Source organism: Nocardiopsis chromatogenes YIM 90109, assembly GCF_000341185.1.
GTDB lineage: Bacteria > Actinomycetota > Actinomycetes > Streptosporangiales > Streptosporangiaceae > Nocardiopsis_A > Nocardiopsis_A chromatogenes.
Map to the genome: position 1 here is coordinate 1 of NZ_ANBH01000367.1, position 17,160 is coordinate 17,160.

General features: G+C 76.7%; 12 protein-coding genes and 1 riboswitch. Of the genes, 4 read left to right on the forward strand and 8 right to left on the reverse strand.

Features of this window, described 5'->3' with window-relative positions:
• Window positions 1-782: 782 nt before the first annotated feature.
• The 8 genes from D476_RS0130745 to D476_RS0130780 form a co-directional block, all read right to left on the reverse strand.
• On the reverse strand, window positions 783-3,770 hold the full coding sequence (locus D476_RS0130745) for a GTPase (RefSeq protein WP_017627709.1): 2,988 nt from the start codon (window positions 3,768-3,770) through the stop codon (window positions 783-785).
• Window positions 3,767-5,599 (reverse strand): dynamin family protein, encoded by a 1,833-nt coding sequence (locus D476_RS0130750; RefSeq protein WP_040728916.1) that lies wholly within the window; start codon window positions 5,597-5,599, stop codon window positions 3,767-3,769. The genes D476_RS0130745 and D476_RS0130750 overlap by 4 nt, the downstream gene beginning before the upstream one ends.
• A 71-nt stretch (window positions 5,600-5,670) precedes the next feature.
• Window positions 5,671-6,936: a uroporphyrinogen-III C-methyltransferase gene (gene cobA / locus D476_RS0130755; protein WP_017627711.1), complete on the reverse strand. Its 1,266-nt coding sequence runs from the start codon at window positions 6,934-6,936 to the stop codon at window positions 5,671-5,673.
• A 630-nt stretch (window positions 6,937-7,566) separates the two neighbouring features.
• Window positions 7,567-9,954 carry a nicotinate-nucleotide--dimethylbenzimidazole phosphoribosyltransferase gene (gene cobT, locus D476_RS0130760; RefSeq protein ID WP_017627712.1) on the reverse strand — a complete coding sequence of 796 codons (2,388 nt, stop codon included), beginning with the start codon at window positions 9,952-9,954 and terminating at the stop codon, window positions 7,567-7,569.
• Between the two features lie 193 nt (window positions 9,955-10,147).
• Window positions 10,148-11,191, reverse strand: a complete 1,044-nt coding sequence (gene cobC / locus D476_RS0130765; protein ID WP_017627713.1) for an Rv2231c family pyridoxal phosphate-dependent protein CobC — start codon at window positions 11,189-11,191, stop codon at window positions 10,148-10,150.
• 561 nt (window positions 11,192-11,752) lie between these two features.
• Window positions 11,753-12,661, reverse strand: a complete 909-nt coding sequence (locus D476_RS0130770; protein ID WP_017627714.1) for a sirohydrochlorin chelatase — start codon at window positions 12,659-12,661, stop codon at window positions 11,753-11,755.
• A 40-nt stretch (window positions 12,662-12,701) separates the two neighbouring features.
• Complete coding sequence (locus D476_RS0130775) at window positions 12,702-13,322, reverse strand: precorrin-8X methylmutase (protein WP_017627715.1); 621 nt, start codon at window positions 13,320-13,322, stop codon at window positions 12,702-12,704.
• On the reverse strand, window positions 13,319-13,579 hold the full coding sequence (locus D476_RS0130780; RefSeq protein ID WP_017627716.1) for an indolepyruvate ferredoxin oxidoreductase subunit alpha: 261 nt from the start codon (window positions 13,577-13,579) through the stop codon (window positions 13,319-13,321). The genes D476_RS0130775 and D476_RS0130780 overlap by 4 nt, the downstream gene beginning before the upstream one ends.
• Window positions 13,580-13,802: 223 nt before the next feature.
• Window positions 13,803-14,041, forward strand: a riboswitch (cobalamin riboswitch).
• Window positions 14,042-14,073: 32 nt separating this feature from the next.
• On the opposite strand from D476_RS0130780, the gene D476_RS0130785 reads away from it, so the two are divergent.
• From D476_RS0130785 to D476_RS0130800, 4 genes are all read left to right on the forward strand, one after another.
• Window positions 14,074-14,859 carry an energy-coupling factor ABC transporter permease gene (locus D476_RS0130785; protein WP_017627717.1) on the forward strand — a complete coding sequence of 262 codons (786 nt, stop codon included), beginning with the start codon at window positions 14,074-14,076 and terminating at the stop codon, window positions 14,857-14,859.
• A 79-nt stretch (window positions 14,860-14,938) separates the two neighbouring features.
• Complete coding sequence (locus tag D476_RS35180; RefSeq protein WP_017627718.1) at window positions 14,939-15,280, forward strand: energy-coupling factor ABC transporter substrate-binding protein; 342 nt, start codon at window positions 14,939-14,941, stop codon at window positions 15,278-15,280.
• A gap of 16 nt (window positions 15,281-15,296) precedes the next feature.
• Window positions 15,297-16,043, forward strand: coding sequence for a cobalt ECF transporter T component CbiQ (gene cbiQ / locus D476_RS0130795; RefSeq protein ID WP_017627719.1), 747 nt, complete (start codon window positions 15,297-15,299; stop codon window positions 16,041-16,043).
• Window positions 16,040-16,888: an energy-coupling factor ABC transporter ATP-binding protein gene (locus tag D476_RS0130800; RefSeq protein WP_017627720.1), complete on the forward strand. Its 849-nt coding sequence runs from the start codon at window positions 16,040-16,042 to the stop codon at window positions 16,886-16,888. Before cbiQ ends, D476_RS0130800 begins: the two co-directional genes overlap by 4 nt.
• The last annotated feature ends 272 nt before the right edge of the window (window positions 16,889-17,160 follow it).

Consider the following 17,160-nt stretch of genomic DNA (forward strand, 5'->3'; position numbering starts at 1 on the left):
GCCGCCCCGGCCGTCGAACAGCGCCCGGGAGGCGCCCCGGCGCCCGGGGAACCGGGCGAAGCGGGCACCGGGCCGGTAGCGGCGTGCCCGGAACCCGCCTTCCGGGCCCCGTGGGCACCCCCGGGGGGCGTCCTGTGTCGCGGAACCGCCGCTTCCGGGGCGATCGGGTGGCAATTTCACCGCACAGGATCACCGCCCCCTCTCCGCGCGCCCGTTGTGCCCGATATACCCCACACCGGCGGCCCCCTCCGCGATGATCTCGACAAGGGTGCTGTCACAACCGCCGGAATGACAGCACCCTCGTCGGGGTCATCGAAAAGGGGCCCGCATACCGGACGTGCCGGGCGCACCTCGATGAAGCCGTCCCGCACGGCGGTAGGCCGATCCCATCCTGCGGCCATGTGCCGTTGACCTCGGGGATGCCGGCCTCAAAAGGACCCGTTCAAGGCCGGCATCCCCCGAGATCAACGCCGGTAGGGTCGCCTTCCCCGAGATCAACGCGGGAGAGGGCGCACCGGCCCGACGGCCGCCACGAACGCGCACGAGGACCCGCCCACCCTGGCCGCGCCGCCCACCCGGCCCACGAGGAACCCGCCGGACGGCAAGAAGGGCCCGGGAACCGCCTCGCTCACCCCGTCGCCGCCCATCAACGGCGACCACGCACACGCCCGGCAGCCGACAACGCTGCCGCGAGGGTCGCCCGCCTTCGTCGTCGTTGGCCCCCGTCGGGTCGACACCTGGCCGCAGCCCGCGCGTGGCCCCTGCCGGTCCCGGGGCGGCCTCTACTCGGGCTTGGACGCCAGTGCCGCCTCCAGCGACTCCGCGAATTTGCGGTACTCGGCCAGCTCCCGCCCGATCGGGGCGACGACCTCCTCCGATGCCGCGGCGGCGATGCCCTCTTCGGCCTGGGCCTCCACCGCCTCGCGGCGCTTGGACGCCGCGACACCTACCAGGTTCCTGCAGCCCAGGCCGGTCAGCCACCCGACCGCCAGCGCCGCGGCCGCGACCGCCGCCGCCAGGCCTAGGAACACCGGCGAGTCCAGGGCCGCCGCGCCGGTCAGCCCGCCGCCCAGCCAGCTCACCAGGACGGTCCCCGCCCACACCAGTCCGACCCCGGCGACCGCGATCAGCGCGTACTGCAGCGCGCGCACCGCCGACCACCAGCCCGGCCCGTCGTCGCTCTCCGGCAGGGACGCCCCCACCGCCGTGCTCAGCCTGCCCGCCAGGCCCGCGGCCCCGCCGCGGGCCGCCGAGCGCAGCCGCTTGGGCCACGGCGCGGGCAGCTCCTTGCCCACCGCCTCGGCGGTCTCCACGGCCGCCTGCTCGATCTCGGCGTCCTGCGCCTCCACCGGCCGGGTCGACGCCTCGCCCCCGGTCTCCCGCAGGAACTCCATCCGCGCCAGCCGCACCGGGTCGCGGCGCAGCCGCCCCAGCCACCGGGTGACCGGCCATCCGACCCTGCGCGCCCCGCGCAGCTCGTAGGCGGTCTCCACCGAGTCGGCCAGCGCCGCCACGCCGCACGCCTCCATCAGCCGCCCGACCAGGCGCGCCCGGTCCGCCTCGGGCACACCCTCCGGTGTGGGCCCCTCGGGTCCGCGGTAGCGCTCGAACCGCCGGGCCACGCCGTCCAGGTCGGCCACCAGCCGGTCGATCAGCGCCCGCCGCTCGACCACCGTCTCGGTCAACAGGTCCCGCAGCTCGCGGATGCCCTGGCCGGTGACGGTCGAGGTGGTCAGCACCCGCGGGTGCACCCCCGACTCGGTCTCCAGCAGCCGCCGCAGGTCGGTCAGCAGCTCCTCCAGCTCGTCCGGCTCCACCCGGTCGACCTGGTTCAGCACCGCCACGGTGACCGCCCCGTACCCGGACATCTCGGCCAGGTACCGGTGGTGCACGGCCGCGTCGGCGTACTTCTGCGGGTCCAGCACCCACACCAGCAGGTCGGCCGCGCCGATCAGGCGGTCGGCCTCGGCGGTGTGCATCGCCCGCACCGAGTCGTGGTCGGGCAGGTCCATCAGGATGAGCCCGGACAGCTCCGAGTGGTCCCGGTCCAGCTCGCTGGTGCGCGAGTGGCGCTGCCGCGGCGGCACCCCGAGCCACCCCAGCAGCTCGTCGGCGCCCTCGCTGCCCCACACGCAGGCGTGCGCGGTGGAGGTGGTGGGGCGGGTGATGCCCACCCGCGAGAAATCCAGCCCGCACAGGGCGTTGAACAGCGACGACTTGCCGCTGCCGGTCCCCCCGGCCAGCGCCACCACGGTGTGCGCGGCCGACAGCCGCAGCCGCGCACCGGCGTGGTTCAGCAGGTGGCGGGCGCGGTCGGCCTCCTCGGCGCCCAGGTCCTGCCCGCCGATCTCCAGGACGGAGGCCAACCCGTCGAGGCGCTCGATGAGCTGCTCGCGCGTGGTCTCCGGCATCGGCTGCCAGTACTCGCGCGTGGTGGGCACGTATTCGTCGTCATCGTCGGTGAACGCCGACGCGGGCGCGGGCGCGGCCTCGTCGGCGTCCCGGTCCGGGGCCGAGCGGTCCTCGGTGTCCGTCGCCTCGGGCGCGGCCGCGGCGTCGGCGGCCCCGCGGCCCTCGGCGGCTCCGTCCGAGGCGCCGTCCTCGGGCGAAGAGGCGGCGGAGGGGGCGGACACCTCCACCGTGGTCCGGGTGTCCTCGGGCGCGTTCGCGCCGGACGTGGACCCGGCGGCCTCCCCGCCCGCCGGAGCGTCCGCTCCTCGGGCGGAGGCGGGCCCCTCTTCCGGCTCCTCCGCCGTGTCGTCCTCCTCGGCCGCCCTCGCGACCTTGGGCCGACCCGTCTCGGGGTCGACGGCGGGGAACGACCCGGTGGGCCGCCGCCCCGCGATGCGCGTGTCCGCGTCGGCGTCGACCGCCTCGGCCAGGCTCCCCACCCAGCCCGCGAGGCCGTCGGGGTCGTCGGCGTCCCGGTCACCGGTACCGCCGCCGTGCCCGGCGTCGGTACGGCCGGGCCGGTCGGGCGTGTCGGCCCGTCCCGCACCGCCCTCCGGCTCGTCCGCGCCCTTGTCCTCTGCCGACGGCTGGGCGTCCTCGGCCTCGGTCCGCTTGCGGCGCGGCGCCGCGTGCCGCCCCCGGGAGAGGCGGTCCCGCCGCTCGGCACCGTCGTCCTCGCGCTCGTGCGCCGCCGCGTCGCCTTCGGGACGGTCGACGCCGTCGGCCGCGTCCGGGGACTCGTCCCGCTCCTGCGCGCTCTCGGCCTCCGCGGAGCGCCCCGCGGCGGCCCGGTCGGCCTGCGGGGCCCGCGGGGCATGCCGAACGGCGCCGACGGCGTCACCGGACCCGGACGTCCCCATGCCGGGCCATTCGCCTTCCTCGGCCCCGTCCCGCACGTCGTCCTCGCCGAACCGGTCCACGGCGCGGCGCAGCGACGGGTACGAACCCGAGTCGTGCTCCTGCTCGCCGTGTCCCCCCGGCTCCCCGGGGCCGCCGGGCTCACCGGGGCCCACGCCCTCCGCAGCCCCTTCCGGCCCCGCCACCCGGCCGGCCCCCGCCTCGCCGGAGCGCTCGTCGACGGCGCGGCGCAGCGACGGGTAGGCGCTCTGCGGCCCGGTATCCGGCCGCGACGGCGGCCATGCGTCGCCCTCGGGCGGCGCCGGGCGGGTCGGGGCCGAGTGCAGCCAGCCGGCGTCGGTCCCGCCGCCCGGCACGACGTAGCCGGACCATTCGCCCGTGCCCTCGCCGGAGGGGCGCTCGCGGTCCGCGGGCGCCTGCGGCTCCTCATCCGCCTGGGCGGGGTTCCGATGAGTGGTCATCGCGCAATCTCAAGGTTGTACGTGGCTTGATAGAGCTGGACGGCGTCGTCCTCTCCGGGCAGCCCGGCCGCCGCGAGCGCGTCGGTGAACCGCCCCTTCTCCTCGCTGAGCAGTCCGCCGATCCGCCCCCGCAGGTCGTCGCGGGCCGCCACACCTATGCTACGCAGCGATTCCGCTCCGAACAGCCCTTTCAGCAGCCGCTGGGGCGAGGGCCCCGAACCGCGCCGTGCGTCGTCGAGCCGCGGGAACCCCAGCAGCTCGATGATCAGCACGAGGGTGAACGCCTCCTTGTCGAAGGTGACGAGCTTGGCGACGCTGCGCTTGGTCGCCCCGTCGGCGGTGATCATCGAGGCGACGGTGTCCTGCCACTCGGCCACGGCGGTGCGCACCCGCGCCGGGAACCCGTCCGCGCCGTCGCCCGCGTAGGCCTCGGCCAACCGGGCGCCGCCCGGCACCTGCTCCCAGGACTCCACGACCCGGTCGGCCGCGCGCTGGGCGGCGGCGACCACCAGCGCCTCCAGGCCGCCGCGGACCGCCTCCTGCAGGGCCTCGATGCGCGGCGCGGCTGCCTCGGCCGCCTTGGCCTTGCGCTTGCCGCGCAGCCGGAGCGTGCGCATCAGCTCGCCGCTGGCGGCGATGTCGTGCCAGCGCGCCAGCAGGTTGCCGCGCAGCAGCGACCCGTCCTCCAGCGCGTCGGAGATCTCGTCGGCCGCCTCTCCGTAGGCCGACCGCACCGATGCCTCCAAGCGCTGGGCGACCTCGACCTGCACCTCGACCTGCCGGGCCAGCTCGGGAACCCGCTCCCGGAAGCTGTCGATCACCCCGATGAAGGTGCGCCGCGACACCCGCGCGCGCTGCACCAGGTCCCCGGCCACGTCCGCCAGGTAGAACCGGATGGGGTCGGCGACGTTGGAGGTGAAGCGCTCGCCCGCGATCTGGTCGGTCTCGGGGATAGTGAACCGCGACGCCCCGCCCAGGCCGTTGGCCTCCAGCATGGCGCCGAAGTGGTCCAGGAGCTGCCGGCGCCCGCGCGCGGGCACCCGGGAGAGCACGACCGCCATGGAGGTGTCGCGGTCCCGGGCCACCTGTAGGAACTCCCACACCCGCGCGTCGGCGTAGCGGCGGCTGGTGGTGACGAACACCCACAGGTCGGCGGCGTCGAGGAACTTGGCGGCGAACTCGTGGTGGGCGGCGACCGCCGAGTCGACGTCCGGGGTGTCCAGCAGCGCCACACCCTTGGGCATGGACTCGCTGGCCGCCAGCACCAGCATGCCGTCCTTGCCGGGCATGGCCAGGCCCTGCTGGCGCACCCGGGGCAGGGTCGGCAGGAAGGAGGCCTCGCTGAACCAGTCGACGTCGTCGGGGTGGCAGGCCAGCACCGGGCTGTTGGTGGTGGGGCGGCGCACCCCCGTGGTGGTGACCTGCTCCCCCACCAGGCTGTTCACCAGGGTGGACTTGCCCGCCCCGGTGGATCCGGCCACCGCGACCAGCAGCGGGGTGTCCGGGCGCCGCACCCGCGGCAGCACGAAGTCCTCCAGCTGGTGCAGGACGTCGGCGCGGGCCGCCGCGCCTTCGGCCGCGCCGGGCAGGTCCTCGGCGAACTCCAGGCCGCGGATGCGCGTGCGCAGGTTCTCCAGGACCGCCTCGAAGCGGGTGTCCCCCGACGCCCGCCCGCGGTGCTTGGCCCGCCCGGCGGCGCCGCCGTGCCGTGCGTCGGCCGTGCCGGTCGCGGGTGCGCCCGGGGGCGCGGCCGGGGCGGTTCCGGACTCCGGCCCGGCGTCGCCGTCCCCGGCGCCGGCCACGTCCGGAACTGCAGGCGGCCGAGACATCGCGCTTCCGCCCTTCTCATCGTCGGTCAAGGTCGGGGGCTCCGGGCCGCCGCGCCCGGGTCCCGTGGTCGTCACCGGGGGCCGCCCGCGCCGGGGTCCGACCCCGCGCGCCCCGCGGGTTCCCCCGCCCCCCAGTGCAGTATGTCAAGTTCCCGGGCCGCGTCGACCACTTCGCCGATGACGAGCACCGCGGGCGGTCGCACCCCGGCCTCGCGGAGCACGGTCCCGGCGGTCTCCAGGGTGGCGGCGGTGGTCTTCTGCGTGGGCAGGGTGGCGTCCTGCACGGCGGCGACCGGGGTGGAGGGGGCGCGGCCGTGCCGCACCAGCGCTTCGGCGACGGCCTCCGCGCGCTCCACGCCCATGAGGACGACGATGGTGCCGTTGGAGCGCGCCAGGGCCGCCCAGTCGACGGTGGAGCGCTCGTCGTCCGGCGCCACGTGCGCGGAGACGACGTGCACCTCCTGGGAGACGCCGCGGTGGGTGGGCGGGATGCCGACGCTTGCGGGCGCGGCCAGGGCGCTGGTCACGCCGGGAACCACGGTGAAGGGGACCCCGGCCGCGGCGCAGGCGGCCGCCTCCTCTCCGCCGCGTCCGAAGACGAACGGGTCGCCGCCCTTGAGGCGGACGACGAAGCGCCCCTCCTTGGCGCGCTCGACCAGCAGGCGGTTGATGTCCTCCTGGGTCATGGAGCGGCCGTAGGGGATCTTGGCGGCGTCGACGATCTCGACGTCGGCGGGGAGCCGGTCGAGCAGGGACATGGGGGCCAGGCGGTCGACCACGACCACGTCGGCCTGGGAGAGGAGCTGGCGGCCGCGGACGGTGATGAGCCCGGGGTCGCCGGGGCCGCCGCCGACCAGCGCCACCCCGCGCAGGGGGGAGCGGCCGCGGCGGGCGTCCAGGCTGCCGTCGCCCAGGCCCTCGACCACGGCGTCGCGCAGCCCGGCGGCGCGGCGGGGGTCGCCGTCGGCGACGACTCCGACGGTGGCCCCGGCGGCCGAGCCGCTGGCGGGGGTCCAGGCGGAGGAGGCGTGCCGGTCGTCGGCGCGCACGCACCACAGGCGGGCGCGGTCGGCCTCGTCGGCGACGGCGGCGTTGGTCTCGGGGCTGTCGGTGGCGGCGTGCACGAGCCGGATGTCGCCGTTGGCGGGGTCGGTGACGTCGCCCTGCCGGTAGGCGCGCCGGTGCCAGGTGATGCGGCCGGCCGAGGCGAGCCCTTCGAGGGTCGCGGTGGCCTCGGGGGCCACGAGCACCACGTCGGCGCCGGCCTCCAGCAGCACCGGGACGCGGCGCTGGGCAACCCGCCCGCCGCCGACGACCAGCGCCGTCCGCCCTTCCATGCGCAAACCGAGCAGATACGTCACCGAGGAAGCCCTCCAGATCCGTCGTCGCGTGACCGCGGCGGGCGGACGCCCTGCCGCGACGGTCGGGCGCACGGCGCGCCGACGGTGGCGGCCGAGGTGGCGCTCACCGGACGGCACCTTGCGTCAGTGTCCCGAAAATACCGTGCCAAACCGGCTTCGGGTTCACGTTTCCCACCGATTCGACGCGTCCCATGCCCTGCCTCACTGTATATACACCTCTCGGGCACCCTCCTTCCGAGCGGGGCACATCACACCGAAGAAGCTTAGGTGCCCTGGGAAAAGGACAGGGCACGCCGACGGTCCGATCCGGTCACGGGCGGATGTCCGTACACCCCGGAGCGGGGCGCCCCTCAGGCGCCCCGCGACGGTGACCGTGCCCGCGCCAGCCCCGCGTGTCCTTTCGCACCCGGCCACGCCCCGGCGCCGAGCCCCTCGGCTCCGCCCCCTCCCCACCCGGCGACCGGCACGCCCGTCCCGTCGTCGCCGCGCCGGGCTCCGCGATCGCGGCCAGGCGGACAGGGGGCACAGGAGAACACCGTGCCCCGCCGCCCGTCGGGGCTGCGGGGCACGGTGCGCGTCATTCGGGCGTGCGGCCGACCGGCCGCGTCAGCGCTCGGTCACCCCGGCGTCCTCGAAGGTGGCGACGTCGCGCAGGGCCCGCACCGACGCCTGCAGCAGCGGCAGGGCCAGCAGGGCCCCCGACCCCTCCCCCAGGCGCAGGTCGAGGTCGACCAGCGGGCGCAGGCCGGTGTGCTCCAGCACCGCCGCGTGGCCCGGCTCGGCCGACCGGTGCCCGGCGAAGCAGGCCCCCGCCGCGTCCGGGGCCAGCGCCGTCGCGGCCAGCGAGGCCGCGCCCGCGATGACGCCGTCGAGCAGCACGGGCACCCGCAGCGCCGCCGCGCCCAGAATGAACCCGGCCAGCGCCGCGTGCTCCAGGCCGCCGACGGCCGCCAGCACGCCCACCGGGTCGGACGGGTCCACCCGGTGCAGCTCCAGCGCGCGCTTGACCGTCGTGACCTTGCGCTCGTGCATCGCCTCGTCGATGCCGGTGCCGCGCCCGGTGACCTCCGCCGGGTCGGCGCCGGTGAAGGCCGCGACCAGCGCCGCCGATGCGGTCGTGTTCGCGATGCCCATGTCGCCGGTGAGCAGGCAGCGGTTCCCGGCCGTGGCCAGGTCGCGCGCCACCTCGATCCCCGCCTCGATCGCGTACTCGGCCTGCACGCGGGTCATCGCCGGGGCCCGGGTCATGTCCGCGGTGCCGCGGGCGACCTTGCGCGGCAGCAGGCCGGGCACGGTCGGCAGGTCGCCCACCACGCCCACGTCCACCACGGTCACCTCGGCGCCCGCCTGGGCCGCGAAGGCGTTGGCGACCGCGCCGCCGTCCAGGAAGTTGTGCACCATCTGCGCGGTGACCTCCTGGGGCCAGGCGGTCACGCCCTGGGCGTGCACGCCGTGGTCGCCCGCGAAGATCGCCACGGCCGCGGGCTCGGGCATCGGCGGCGGGCACTCCCCGGCCAGCCCGGACAGGCGGACCGACACCTCCTCCAGCACGCCGAGCGCGCCCTGGGGCTTGGTCATGCGGCGCTGCCGGTCCTCGGCCTCGGCGACGGCGCGCGTGTCCAGCGGTCGGATGGTGGCGATGGTCTCGTCCAGCAAACTCGTGGCCTTCTCCCCCGGCAGCCCCCTGCGCCCGTACTGCTCGCGGTGGACGGCCCAGGAGAGCGGACGGCGCTTGGCCCATCCGCCCAGGGCCAGCTCGGGCTCGGGCGGGAAGTCGTCGACGTAGCCCAGGCACAGGTAGGCCACGACCTCCAGGTGCGGGGGCAGGTCGAGCATGGCGGCGAGGTCGCGCTCGTGGAAGAAGCTCACCCAGCCCACGCCCAGGCCCTCGGCGCGGGCCGCCAGCCACATGTTCTCCACGGCCAGGGCGGTGGAGTAGGAGGCGGTCTGCGGCTGGGCGTGGCGGCCCAGGGTGTGGCGGCCGCCGCGGGTCGGGTCGACGGTGACGACGACGTTGACCGGGGTGTCCAGGATGGCTTCGACCTTGAGCCCGGAGAACGCGCGCGCCCGGGCTCCGGGCAGCGCGCGGGCGTACTCGGCGCGCTGCTGCTGCACCAGCTCCTGCACGCGTGCGCGCACGTCCCCGTCCTGGACCAGGACGAAGTCCCAGGGCTGGGAGAAGCCGACGGAGGGGGCCTGGTGCGCGGCGGAGAGCACGCGCGTGAGCACCTCGTCGGGCACGGGGTCGGGCCGGAAGCCGGTGCGCACGTCGCGGCGCTCGGAGATGACGCGGTAGACCGCGTCGCGCTCGGCGGCGGTGTAGGCGTTCTCGTCGGGCGCCGCCGACGCGGGCTCGGGGGCCGTCGGCTCGGGGGCCTCGGGCGCGGGGGCCGGGTCGGCGGAGGGTGCGAGGGCGGGGCCCGGAGCGGCGGCCGACCGCTCGGCGCCGCGCGGGGCGCCGTCGGAGGGGTCGCGCTCGGGGACCGCGTATGCGTGTGCGTTCACGTCGGTGTTCGCCGTGCTCTCTGGGGTGGTGTCCTCGTACTGGTCGGGCGTCTGTGCGGCGGGGCCGCCGCGCGCCGGGGCGGGCGGCGCGGCCGTCGCGGGGGCCGCCGCCCGCGGTTCGGGCTCGGGCTCCGGCTCGCGGACGGGGGCCGCCGGTGCCGGTTCGGGGGCCGGTTCGGGCTCCCGGGGCGGCCGGGCGGGCTCGGGCGCCGGGGCCCGGGGCTCGGGGTCGGGCCGTGCGGGCGCCGGGGGCGCGCCGCGGAACGGGATGACGTTGGGCTTGGCCGCCTGCGCGGTGCGGGGCGGCGGCGAGGGCGCATGGAACGGGTTCGCCCGCTCCCGCCGCGGCGCCGGTTCCGGGGCGGACGGCGCCCGGGCCGCGCCCCCGCGGCCCGCCTCGGGAAGGTCGTCCAGCAGCCCGCCGCCGGTGCGGGCGGCCTCGTCCTCGGCTCCCCTCTCGGCCGGGGAGCGGTCGTCGTTACCGGTCATGGCGTTCCTCCGCAGGGCCGGTGTCGGTAAAGCCGGTGTTCGGTGCCTCGGCACGGGGCCGGTCGGCGTGCGGCCGCACGGCCCGGGTCGCTGTGCGCATGTCCCCCTCGTGTCCCCCGTCCGCGGCGGGGTCCCGGGACGGCGACGCGCCTCCGCCGTTCCGGACACTCCGCGACCAATGTCCTCATTCGGCTCAGAGCAACTCTGCCAGAATCCGGGCCATCGGGAGCGAGGTCCGCGGTTCCCGTACCGCGATGCGCAGCCAGTCCGCGTCCAGGCCGGGGAAGGTGTCGCAGCGGCGCACGGCGATCCCGCGCCCGCGCAGCCGCTCGCGCAGCCCGGCGCCGTCGTCGGCGCGGGCCAGCAGGAAGGAGGCGGCGGCACCGGGCAGCACCCGCAGGCCCGCCTCGGTGAGCGCCTCGGCGAGGACGGCGCGGTGGTCGGCCAGGGTGCGGGCCCAGGCGTCGGCCTCGGCGAGGGCCCGGGGCGAGCAGCAGGCCTCGGTGGCGGCCAGCGCGGGCGTGGAGACCGACCACAGCGGCTGGGCATCGGCCAGCAGACGCACGGTGTCCGGTCCGGCCAGCAGGTACCCGGCGCGGAGCCCGGCCAGCCCCCAGGTCTTGGTCAGGCTGCGCACCACCACCAGGCCGGGCAGGTCGCGGCGGGCGGCGAGCGACTCGGTCTCACCGGGGACGCAGTCGGCGAAGGCCTCGTCGACGACGAGCACCCGGCCGGGGCGGGCGAGGGCGGCGACGGTGCCCGCGGGGTGCAGCAGTGAGGTGGGGTTGGTGGGGTTGCCCAGGACCACCAGGTCGGCGTCGTCGGGGACGAGGCCGGGGTCGAGGGCGAAGCCGGAGCCGGGGTCGAGGACGACCCGGTCGACGGGGTGCCCGGCGGCGCGCAGGGCGGCCTCGGGCTCGGTGAACTGGGGGTGGACCACGGCGGCGCGGCGGGGCTCCAGGGCGCGGGCCAGCAGCACGAAGGCCTCGGCCGCGCCCGCGGTGAGCAGCACCTCGGACGGGTCGCGGCGGTGCCGCCGGGCGACCGCCTCCCGGGCGGGGGCGGGGTCGGGGTAGGAGGCCAGGCCTGCGAGGGAGGCCGCGATGCGCTCGGCCAGCCAGGCGGGCGGGGCGTCGCCCCGCACGTTCACCGCGAAGTCGGCGAGTCCGGGGCCGGTCTCGGCGTCACCGTGGTGCCGCAGATCGACCTCGCCGTCCCGCCGGGCGTCCACCGCCACCGGGGGTGTTCACCTCGTTCCCCTGCTCGCGCTTCCCCCGGGCGAAACCGGGGTGTTCCGGACATCAGGCGACCCTATACCGGAGCCCCGCCGCAACCGGAGCCGCCCCTGCGGTCGGGGAACGGGCAGCGGTCGTGTCCGGGCCGGTAGACCGCTCAGACGTGCCGCTCACGGGCCTGCGGGGACCGGATCCCGTTCGGAAACCGCGATGAACGCACGCACGCGCGCGTCCCGGCCACGCCGCCCATCCGGACCGTGAGGAACCCGACGGACGACCGGCAGAGGCCGGGAACCACCCCGCCCACTCCGTCGTCGCCCATCCGTCGCCGCCCACCGCCCCACGCCCCGGCGGCTACTGCCCGGCCGCCGCCCGGCCGGGCCCCTGAGCGGGGTACCTGCCGTTCCCCCGCCCATGTGTCATTCCGGGTGTGAAGGAGGCTCTCACCCCCTGGGAAGGGGGATGCCGGCCCCGAGCAAGTGCCCCCGGACGTGAACGAGCCGCGCCCCGGGGGACGGGGGCGCGGCTCGTTCACAGGCGGGGTCTATCCGCCGACGGAACGGTCAGTGGCCGTGACCGTGGCCATGCCCGTGGCCGTGGCCGTGCGACGGGTCGTCCGGGTGGTGGTGCGGCACCTGCGGCGCACCGACCTTGTCCTCGAAGCCGGGCATCGCGATGCGGTACACGCAGGTGTCGCAGTTCATCCGGATGTCGCCCTGAAGCGCCTCCTCGTAGCGCTCGGCGATCATGTCGGCCAGGCCGTCGCAGTCCCCGATGACCGGTGCACAGCGCACGTCCAGGTCCGGGTGCTCGGACGCGTACTCCATCGACTGGTCGACCACGCGGTCCGGCAGCACGCCCGAGAACAGGAAGTAGGGCAGCACGACGATCCGCTGGGCCCCCAGGCGGCGGATGCGGTCCAGCCCCTCTGGCACGCTCGGCCAGGCCAGCGAGATGAACGCCGGCTCCACGAAGGCCACGCCGCGCTCCTTGGCCTGCCCCTCCTGGAGCAGCCGCGCCACCTTGGCCACCTCGGAGTTGGCGTCCGGGTCCGTGGAGCCGCGCCCCACCAGCAGCACCGCCGTGTCCTCCGCGGCGCCGCCGTCGCCCAGCACGTCGTCCAGGCGCTCGCCGAGCAGCCGCAGCATCGTGCTGTGCGGGCCCAGGGGGCGCCCGTACACGTACTCCAGACCGTCGTGGCGCTCCTTCTCCCGCGCCAGCGCGCCGGGGATGTCGCCCTTGGCGTGGCCCGCGGCCACCAGCATCATCGGGACCGCCACCACCCTGCGGTGCCCCTTGGCGTACAGATCACCGACCGCGTCGGTCAGCGGGGGCGGGGAGAGCTCGATGAACCCGCCCGCGACCTCGCGGTCGTCGAAGCGGCGGCCCAAGCGCTCCACGAACGCCGTGAACTCGGCGACGCCCTTGTCGTCGCGGGTGCCGTGGCCGGCCAACAGCAGCGGGGGTCTCATCCCTGTCCTCTCCAAGCTCCACTCGCGGCCCACGCGGATCTCACGCCGGGCCGCCCTCCTCATGCGCCTCGTACAGCAGCGCGTTCAGCGCGGCGGCGGCGACCGCCGAGCCGCCCTTCTCCGACACGTTGCTGACCTGGGGAAGCCCGCTGGCGCGCAGCGCCGCCTTGGACTCGGCGGCGCCGACGAACCCCACCGGCAGGCCGATGACCAGCGCCGGGTCCAGCCCGCGGGCGCCCAGCGCGATCACCTCCTCCAAGGCCGTGGGGGCGCACCCCACCACCCACACCGCGCCCGGCCCCACCTGGTCGAAGGCGAGCCGCACGGCGGCGGCCGACCGGGTCAGCCCCTCCGCGCGGGCCAGCCGCGCGGCCTGCGGGTCGGCGATCCGGCACACGCACTCGCGCGCCGTGATGCCCGACGCCACCATGGCCACGTCGGCCACCACCGGGGCGCCGCCGGCCAGGGCGACGGCCGCGCGCTCGACCGCGGGGCCGTCGATCGACAGGTCCTCCGCGTACTCCAGGTCGGCGCTGGCGTGGATCACGCGTTCGGCGACGGCGCGGCTGAGCCGGGGCAGGTGCCCCAGGTCGATGCGGGAACGCAGGATGCGGTAGGACTCCACCTCGATCGGATGGACGGTCCTGCTCGTCCCGGTCACCTGCTCTCCTCCCGTTGCGTGCGGTGGGTCCGCGGGGTCGGTCCGGTCGTCTGGGCGGCCGCCCCGGTCTCGACGATGGCGTCGGCCGGGCACACCTCGACGCACTCCAGGCAGCCCGTGCACCGTCCGGCGAGGATGTCCAAGGGCCGCCCGTGCGGGCGGATCGCGTGCTCGGGGCAAGTCAGCAGACACGCGCCGCAGCCCGTGCAGTCCCAGGTCACGGCCACGGGGGCGGCGGCGCCGGTGCCCTCGTGCACGGGCCGTCCCCCTCGTGTCGTGTCGTTCTCGGGCCGCGGTGGGACAGAGTACACGGGGCCCGTCCCCGCTCCACCCGGGTGCCCCGGACGGGCCCTATGCACCCCCGCGGTAGCGCCGGAACGGAGCGCGCGCACCGGTCCGCGCCCGCTCCGTCGCAGGTCGGGGGCGGTTTCGGCGGCGGCGCACGGACGCCCCGGCCGGTCTCCGGCGCCCGGGGCGCTATTGCGAACCATGTGCGATGGCCGTACGGTCGAGGAGCCGTGGTGTTCGGGAAGTCCGGTGGAAATCCGGCGCGGCCCTCGCCACTGTGAACGGGTAGCCCTCGGCCCCGTCGGCCCGCTCCGCGCGGGCGGCGGCGCAGGCCACTGGGGCGGCTCCGGGGTTCCGGAGGCGCCGCGGGAAGGTCGGCGGAGCGGTGACGACCCGGGAGCCAGGAGACCGGCCACGGCACGCGACGTCCGTCCACGAGGTGTTGGAAGCGGGTCTTCTCGACATGCACATCGCCGAAGGTTTCTTACCACCGGCGCAGGCGGCGGCCTGGACCGCGGCCGCCGCCCCCTTCGTCATCCACGGCGTGTACTCCCTCACCCGGGTGGTGCGCGCCGATCCCGAGGCCAAACTGCTGCTGGGGGCCTCGGGGGCGTTCTGCTTCGTGCTCTCCGCGCTGAAGATCCCCTCGGTGACCGGCAGCTCGTCCCACCCGACCGGCGTCGGCCTGGGGGCGGTGCTGTTCCGGCCCCCGGTGATGGCGGCGCTGGGCACGGTCACCCTGCTGTTCCAGGCGCTGCTGCTCGCGCACGGCGGGCTGACCACGCTCGGGGCCAACGTGTTCTCGATGGCGGTGGTCGGGCCGTGGGTCGGGTACGCGGCCTACCGGCTGGTGCGGGCCCTGGCCTCCCGCCTGCCGGAGCAGACCTCGCTGGGGGCGGGGGTGTTCGCGGCCGCCTTCGCGGCGAGCCTGAGCACCTACACCGTCACCAGCCTGCAGCTCGCGCTGGCCTTCCCCGACGCGGCGGGCGGCGTGGCCGGGGCGTTCGTTAAGTTCGCGACGGTCTTCTCGATCACCCAGATCCCGCTGTCGGTCGTCGAGGGCCTGGTCACGGTGGTGATCGTGCGCCTGCTGTCGACGGTGGGGCGCGAGCAGCTGCTCCGGCTGGGCGTGCTGCGCGGCGGCGCGGCCGCCGACGGCGGCACCGGCGGGGCCGACGCCCCCGGCCGGACCGGACACCCCGAGGAACCGACCTCCGACCGGACCCCCGACGGGGAGGCGACGGCATGAGCGCGACCACCGGTGAACAGGCGAACGGCGCGTCCCCCGGGACCACGGGCGGGGGCGGACGGCCCCGCGCCTGGGCCACATGGGCGCTGCTGGCGGGCGCCGCGGGCGNCTGCCGCTTCTGATCGGTGCCGGGTCGCACCTGGAGGAGCCCTTCTCCGGCGCGGACGCGCAGGCCGAGCAGACGGTGGAGGAGATCGCGCCGTCGTACGAGCCGTGGTTCTCGCCGCTGTACGAGGCCCCCTCGGGGGAGGTCGAGTCGGGCCTGTTCGCCCTGCAGGCGGCCGTGGGCGCCGGGATCATCGGCTACACGCTCGGCGTGCTTCGCACCCGGCGCAAGCTGAGCGCCGAGGGGACGGCCCCGTCTTCCCCCTCCGGCTCTCCCTCCGACGGGAACGGGCCCTCCACGGGCACCGCCTCCTGACCCGCGAGGGGGTGCGGTGCTCACCATCGACGCGGAGGCCTACCGCAGCCCTTGGCGCACCGTCCACCCTGCCGTCAAAGGCGTGCTGTTCGGGGGCCTCCTGGTGTGCGCCCTGGCGCTGCCCGCCTGGCCGGGGGCGGCGCTCGCGGGGGCGGTCGCGCTGGCCTTCGGCCTGGGCCCGGCCCGCGTGCCGCCCCGGAAGCTCGTGCGCACCGCCGTTGGCCCGCTGGCGTTCATCGCCACGGGCGCGGTGACGCTGCTGGTGTCGGTCGGCGGCCCCGACGGGCCCATCGCCTGGGACCCGCAGGGGGCGGCGCGCGCGGCCGAGCTCACCGGGCGCGCCTCGGCCGCGGTGGTGTGCCAGCTCCTCTTCGCGTTCACGACCCCGCTGGCCGACCTGTTGCCCCGCCTGTCCCGTGTGGGCCTGCCCCCGGCGCTGGTCGAGGTGGTGGCGCTGATCTACCGGATGCTGTTCGTGGCCCTGGACACGGCCCGCAGGGTCGGCGCCGCGCAGGCGGGGCGCCTGGGGTACGCGAACGGGCGCAACCGGGTCCGGTCGCTGGGGGCGCTGGGCGCGGCGCTGTTCGTGCGGTCCTACGACCGGGCGGCCCGGCTGCAGCGCGGGCTGGAGTGCCGGGGCTACACCGGCGCGCTGACGGTGCTGGTCGACGACATCCCGCTGCGCGCGCCGGCGCTGGCCGCGGCCGCCGTACCGGCCGTCCTGGTCACCGCGGCGGCCCTGACCCTTGGAGGGTGGACATGACCTCTGCCGCCGTCACCGGCACGGTCCCGGTTCTGGCCGTGCGCGACCTGGAGTTCGGGTACGCCGACGCGCCCCCGGTCTTCCGGGGGCTGGAGCTGGAGGTTCCCACCAAGGGCGTCCTGGCGGTGCTGGGCCCCAACGGCGGCGGGAAGACCACGCTGCTGCGGCTGCTGGCGGGCAGCCTCGCGCCGAGGCGGGGGCGGGTGCTGGTCGACGGCGAACCGGTGCGCCCGGGGCGCCGCGGGGCCGCCGACCTGCGCCGCCGGGTCCAGCTGGTCTTCCAGGACCCCGACGACCAGCTGTTCTCGGCGAGCGTCCGGCAGGACGTGTCGTTCGGTCCGGTGAACCAGGGGCTGGACCGGGCCGAGGCGGCCGACCGGGTCGACGGCGCGCTGGCGGCGCTCGGCCTGGAGGGGGTGGCGGACCGGCCGGTGCACCTGCTCTCCTACGGCCAGCGCAAGCGCGCCGCACTGGCGGGGGCCCTGGCGATGCGCCCGTCGGTGCTGGTGCTGGACGAGCCGACGGCGGGCCTGGACCCGATGGGGGTCGAGGCGATGCTGGACACCCTGGACGGCCTGCGCGCGGACGGGGCGACGCTGGTGGTGTCGACGCACGACGTGGACCTGGCCTACCGGTGGGCGGAGCGGGTGGCGCTGATCGACCACGGCCTGCTGGCCGAGGGGGCGGCCCGGGAGGTGTTGGCCGACCGGGACCTGCTGTCGGCCGCCCGCCTGCGCCCGGCGTGGGGCCCGGCGGTGGAGCGGGCCCTGCGCAAGTCGGGCCTGCTCACAGAGGGCGAGGAGCCCCCATCGACCCCGGACGAGCTGGCCGCCCTACTGGGGTAGGCGTGCGGAGCGGCGGAGTGTGCCCGGACCGCCGTCCGTCAGGCCCCTCAGCGGCTCGGGCGGGTGGGCGGCCCAGCAGGTACTACCCCACTTACCGGCCCCGGCCGGGCGACAGGCACCGGAGTGCAGAGCAGAGGGCGGCGACGACGAAGGTCGGCGGCCCCACCAGCGTCGTCGGGTGTCGGGCGTGCGCGTGGTCGCCGTGTTGGGCGGCGACGGCACAGCCGGTGCCCCGCTCCGGGCTGCTTGCCGGGCGGCGGGCCGCCAGAGCG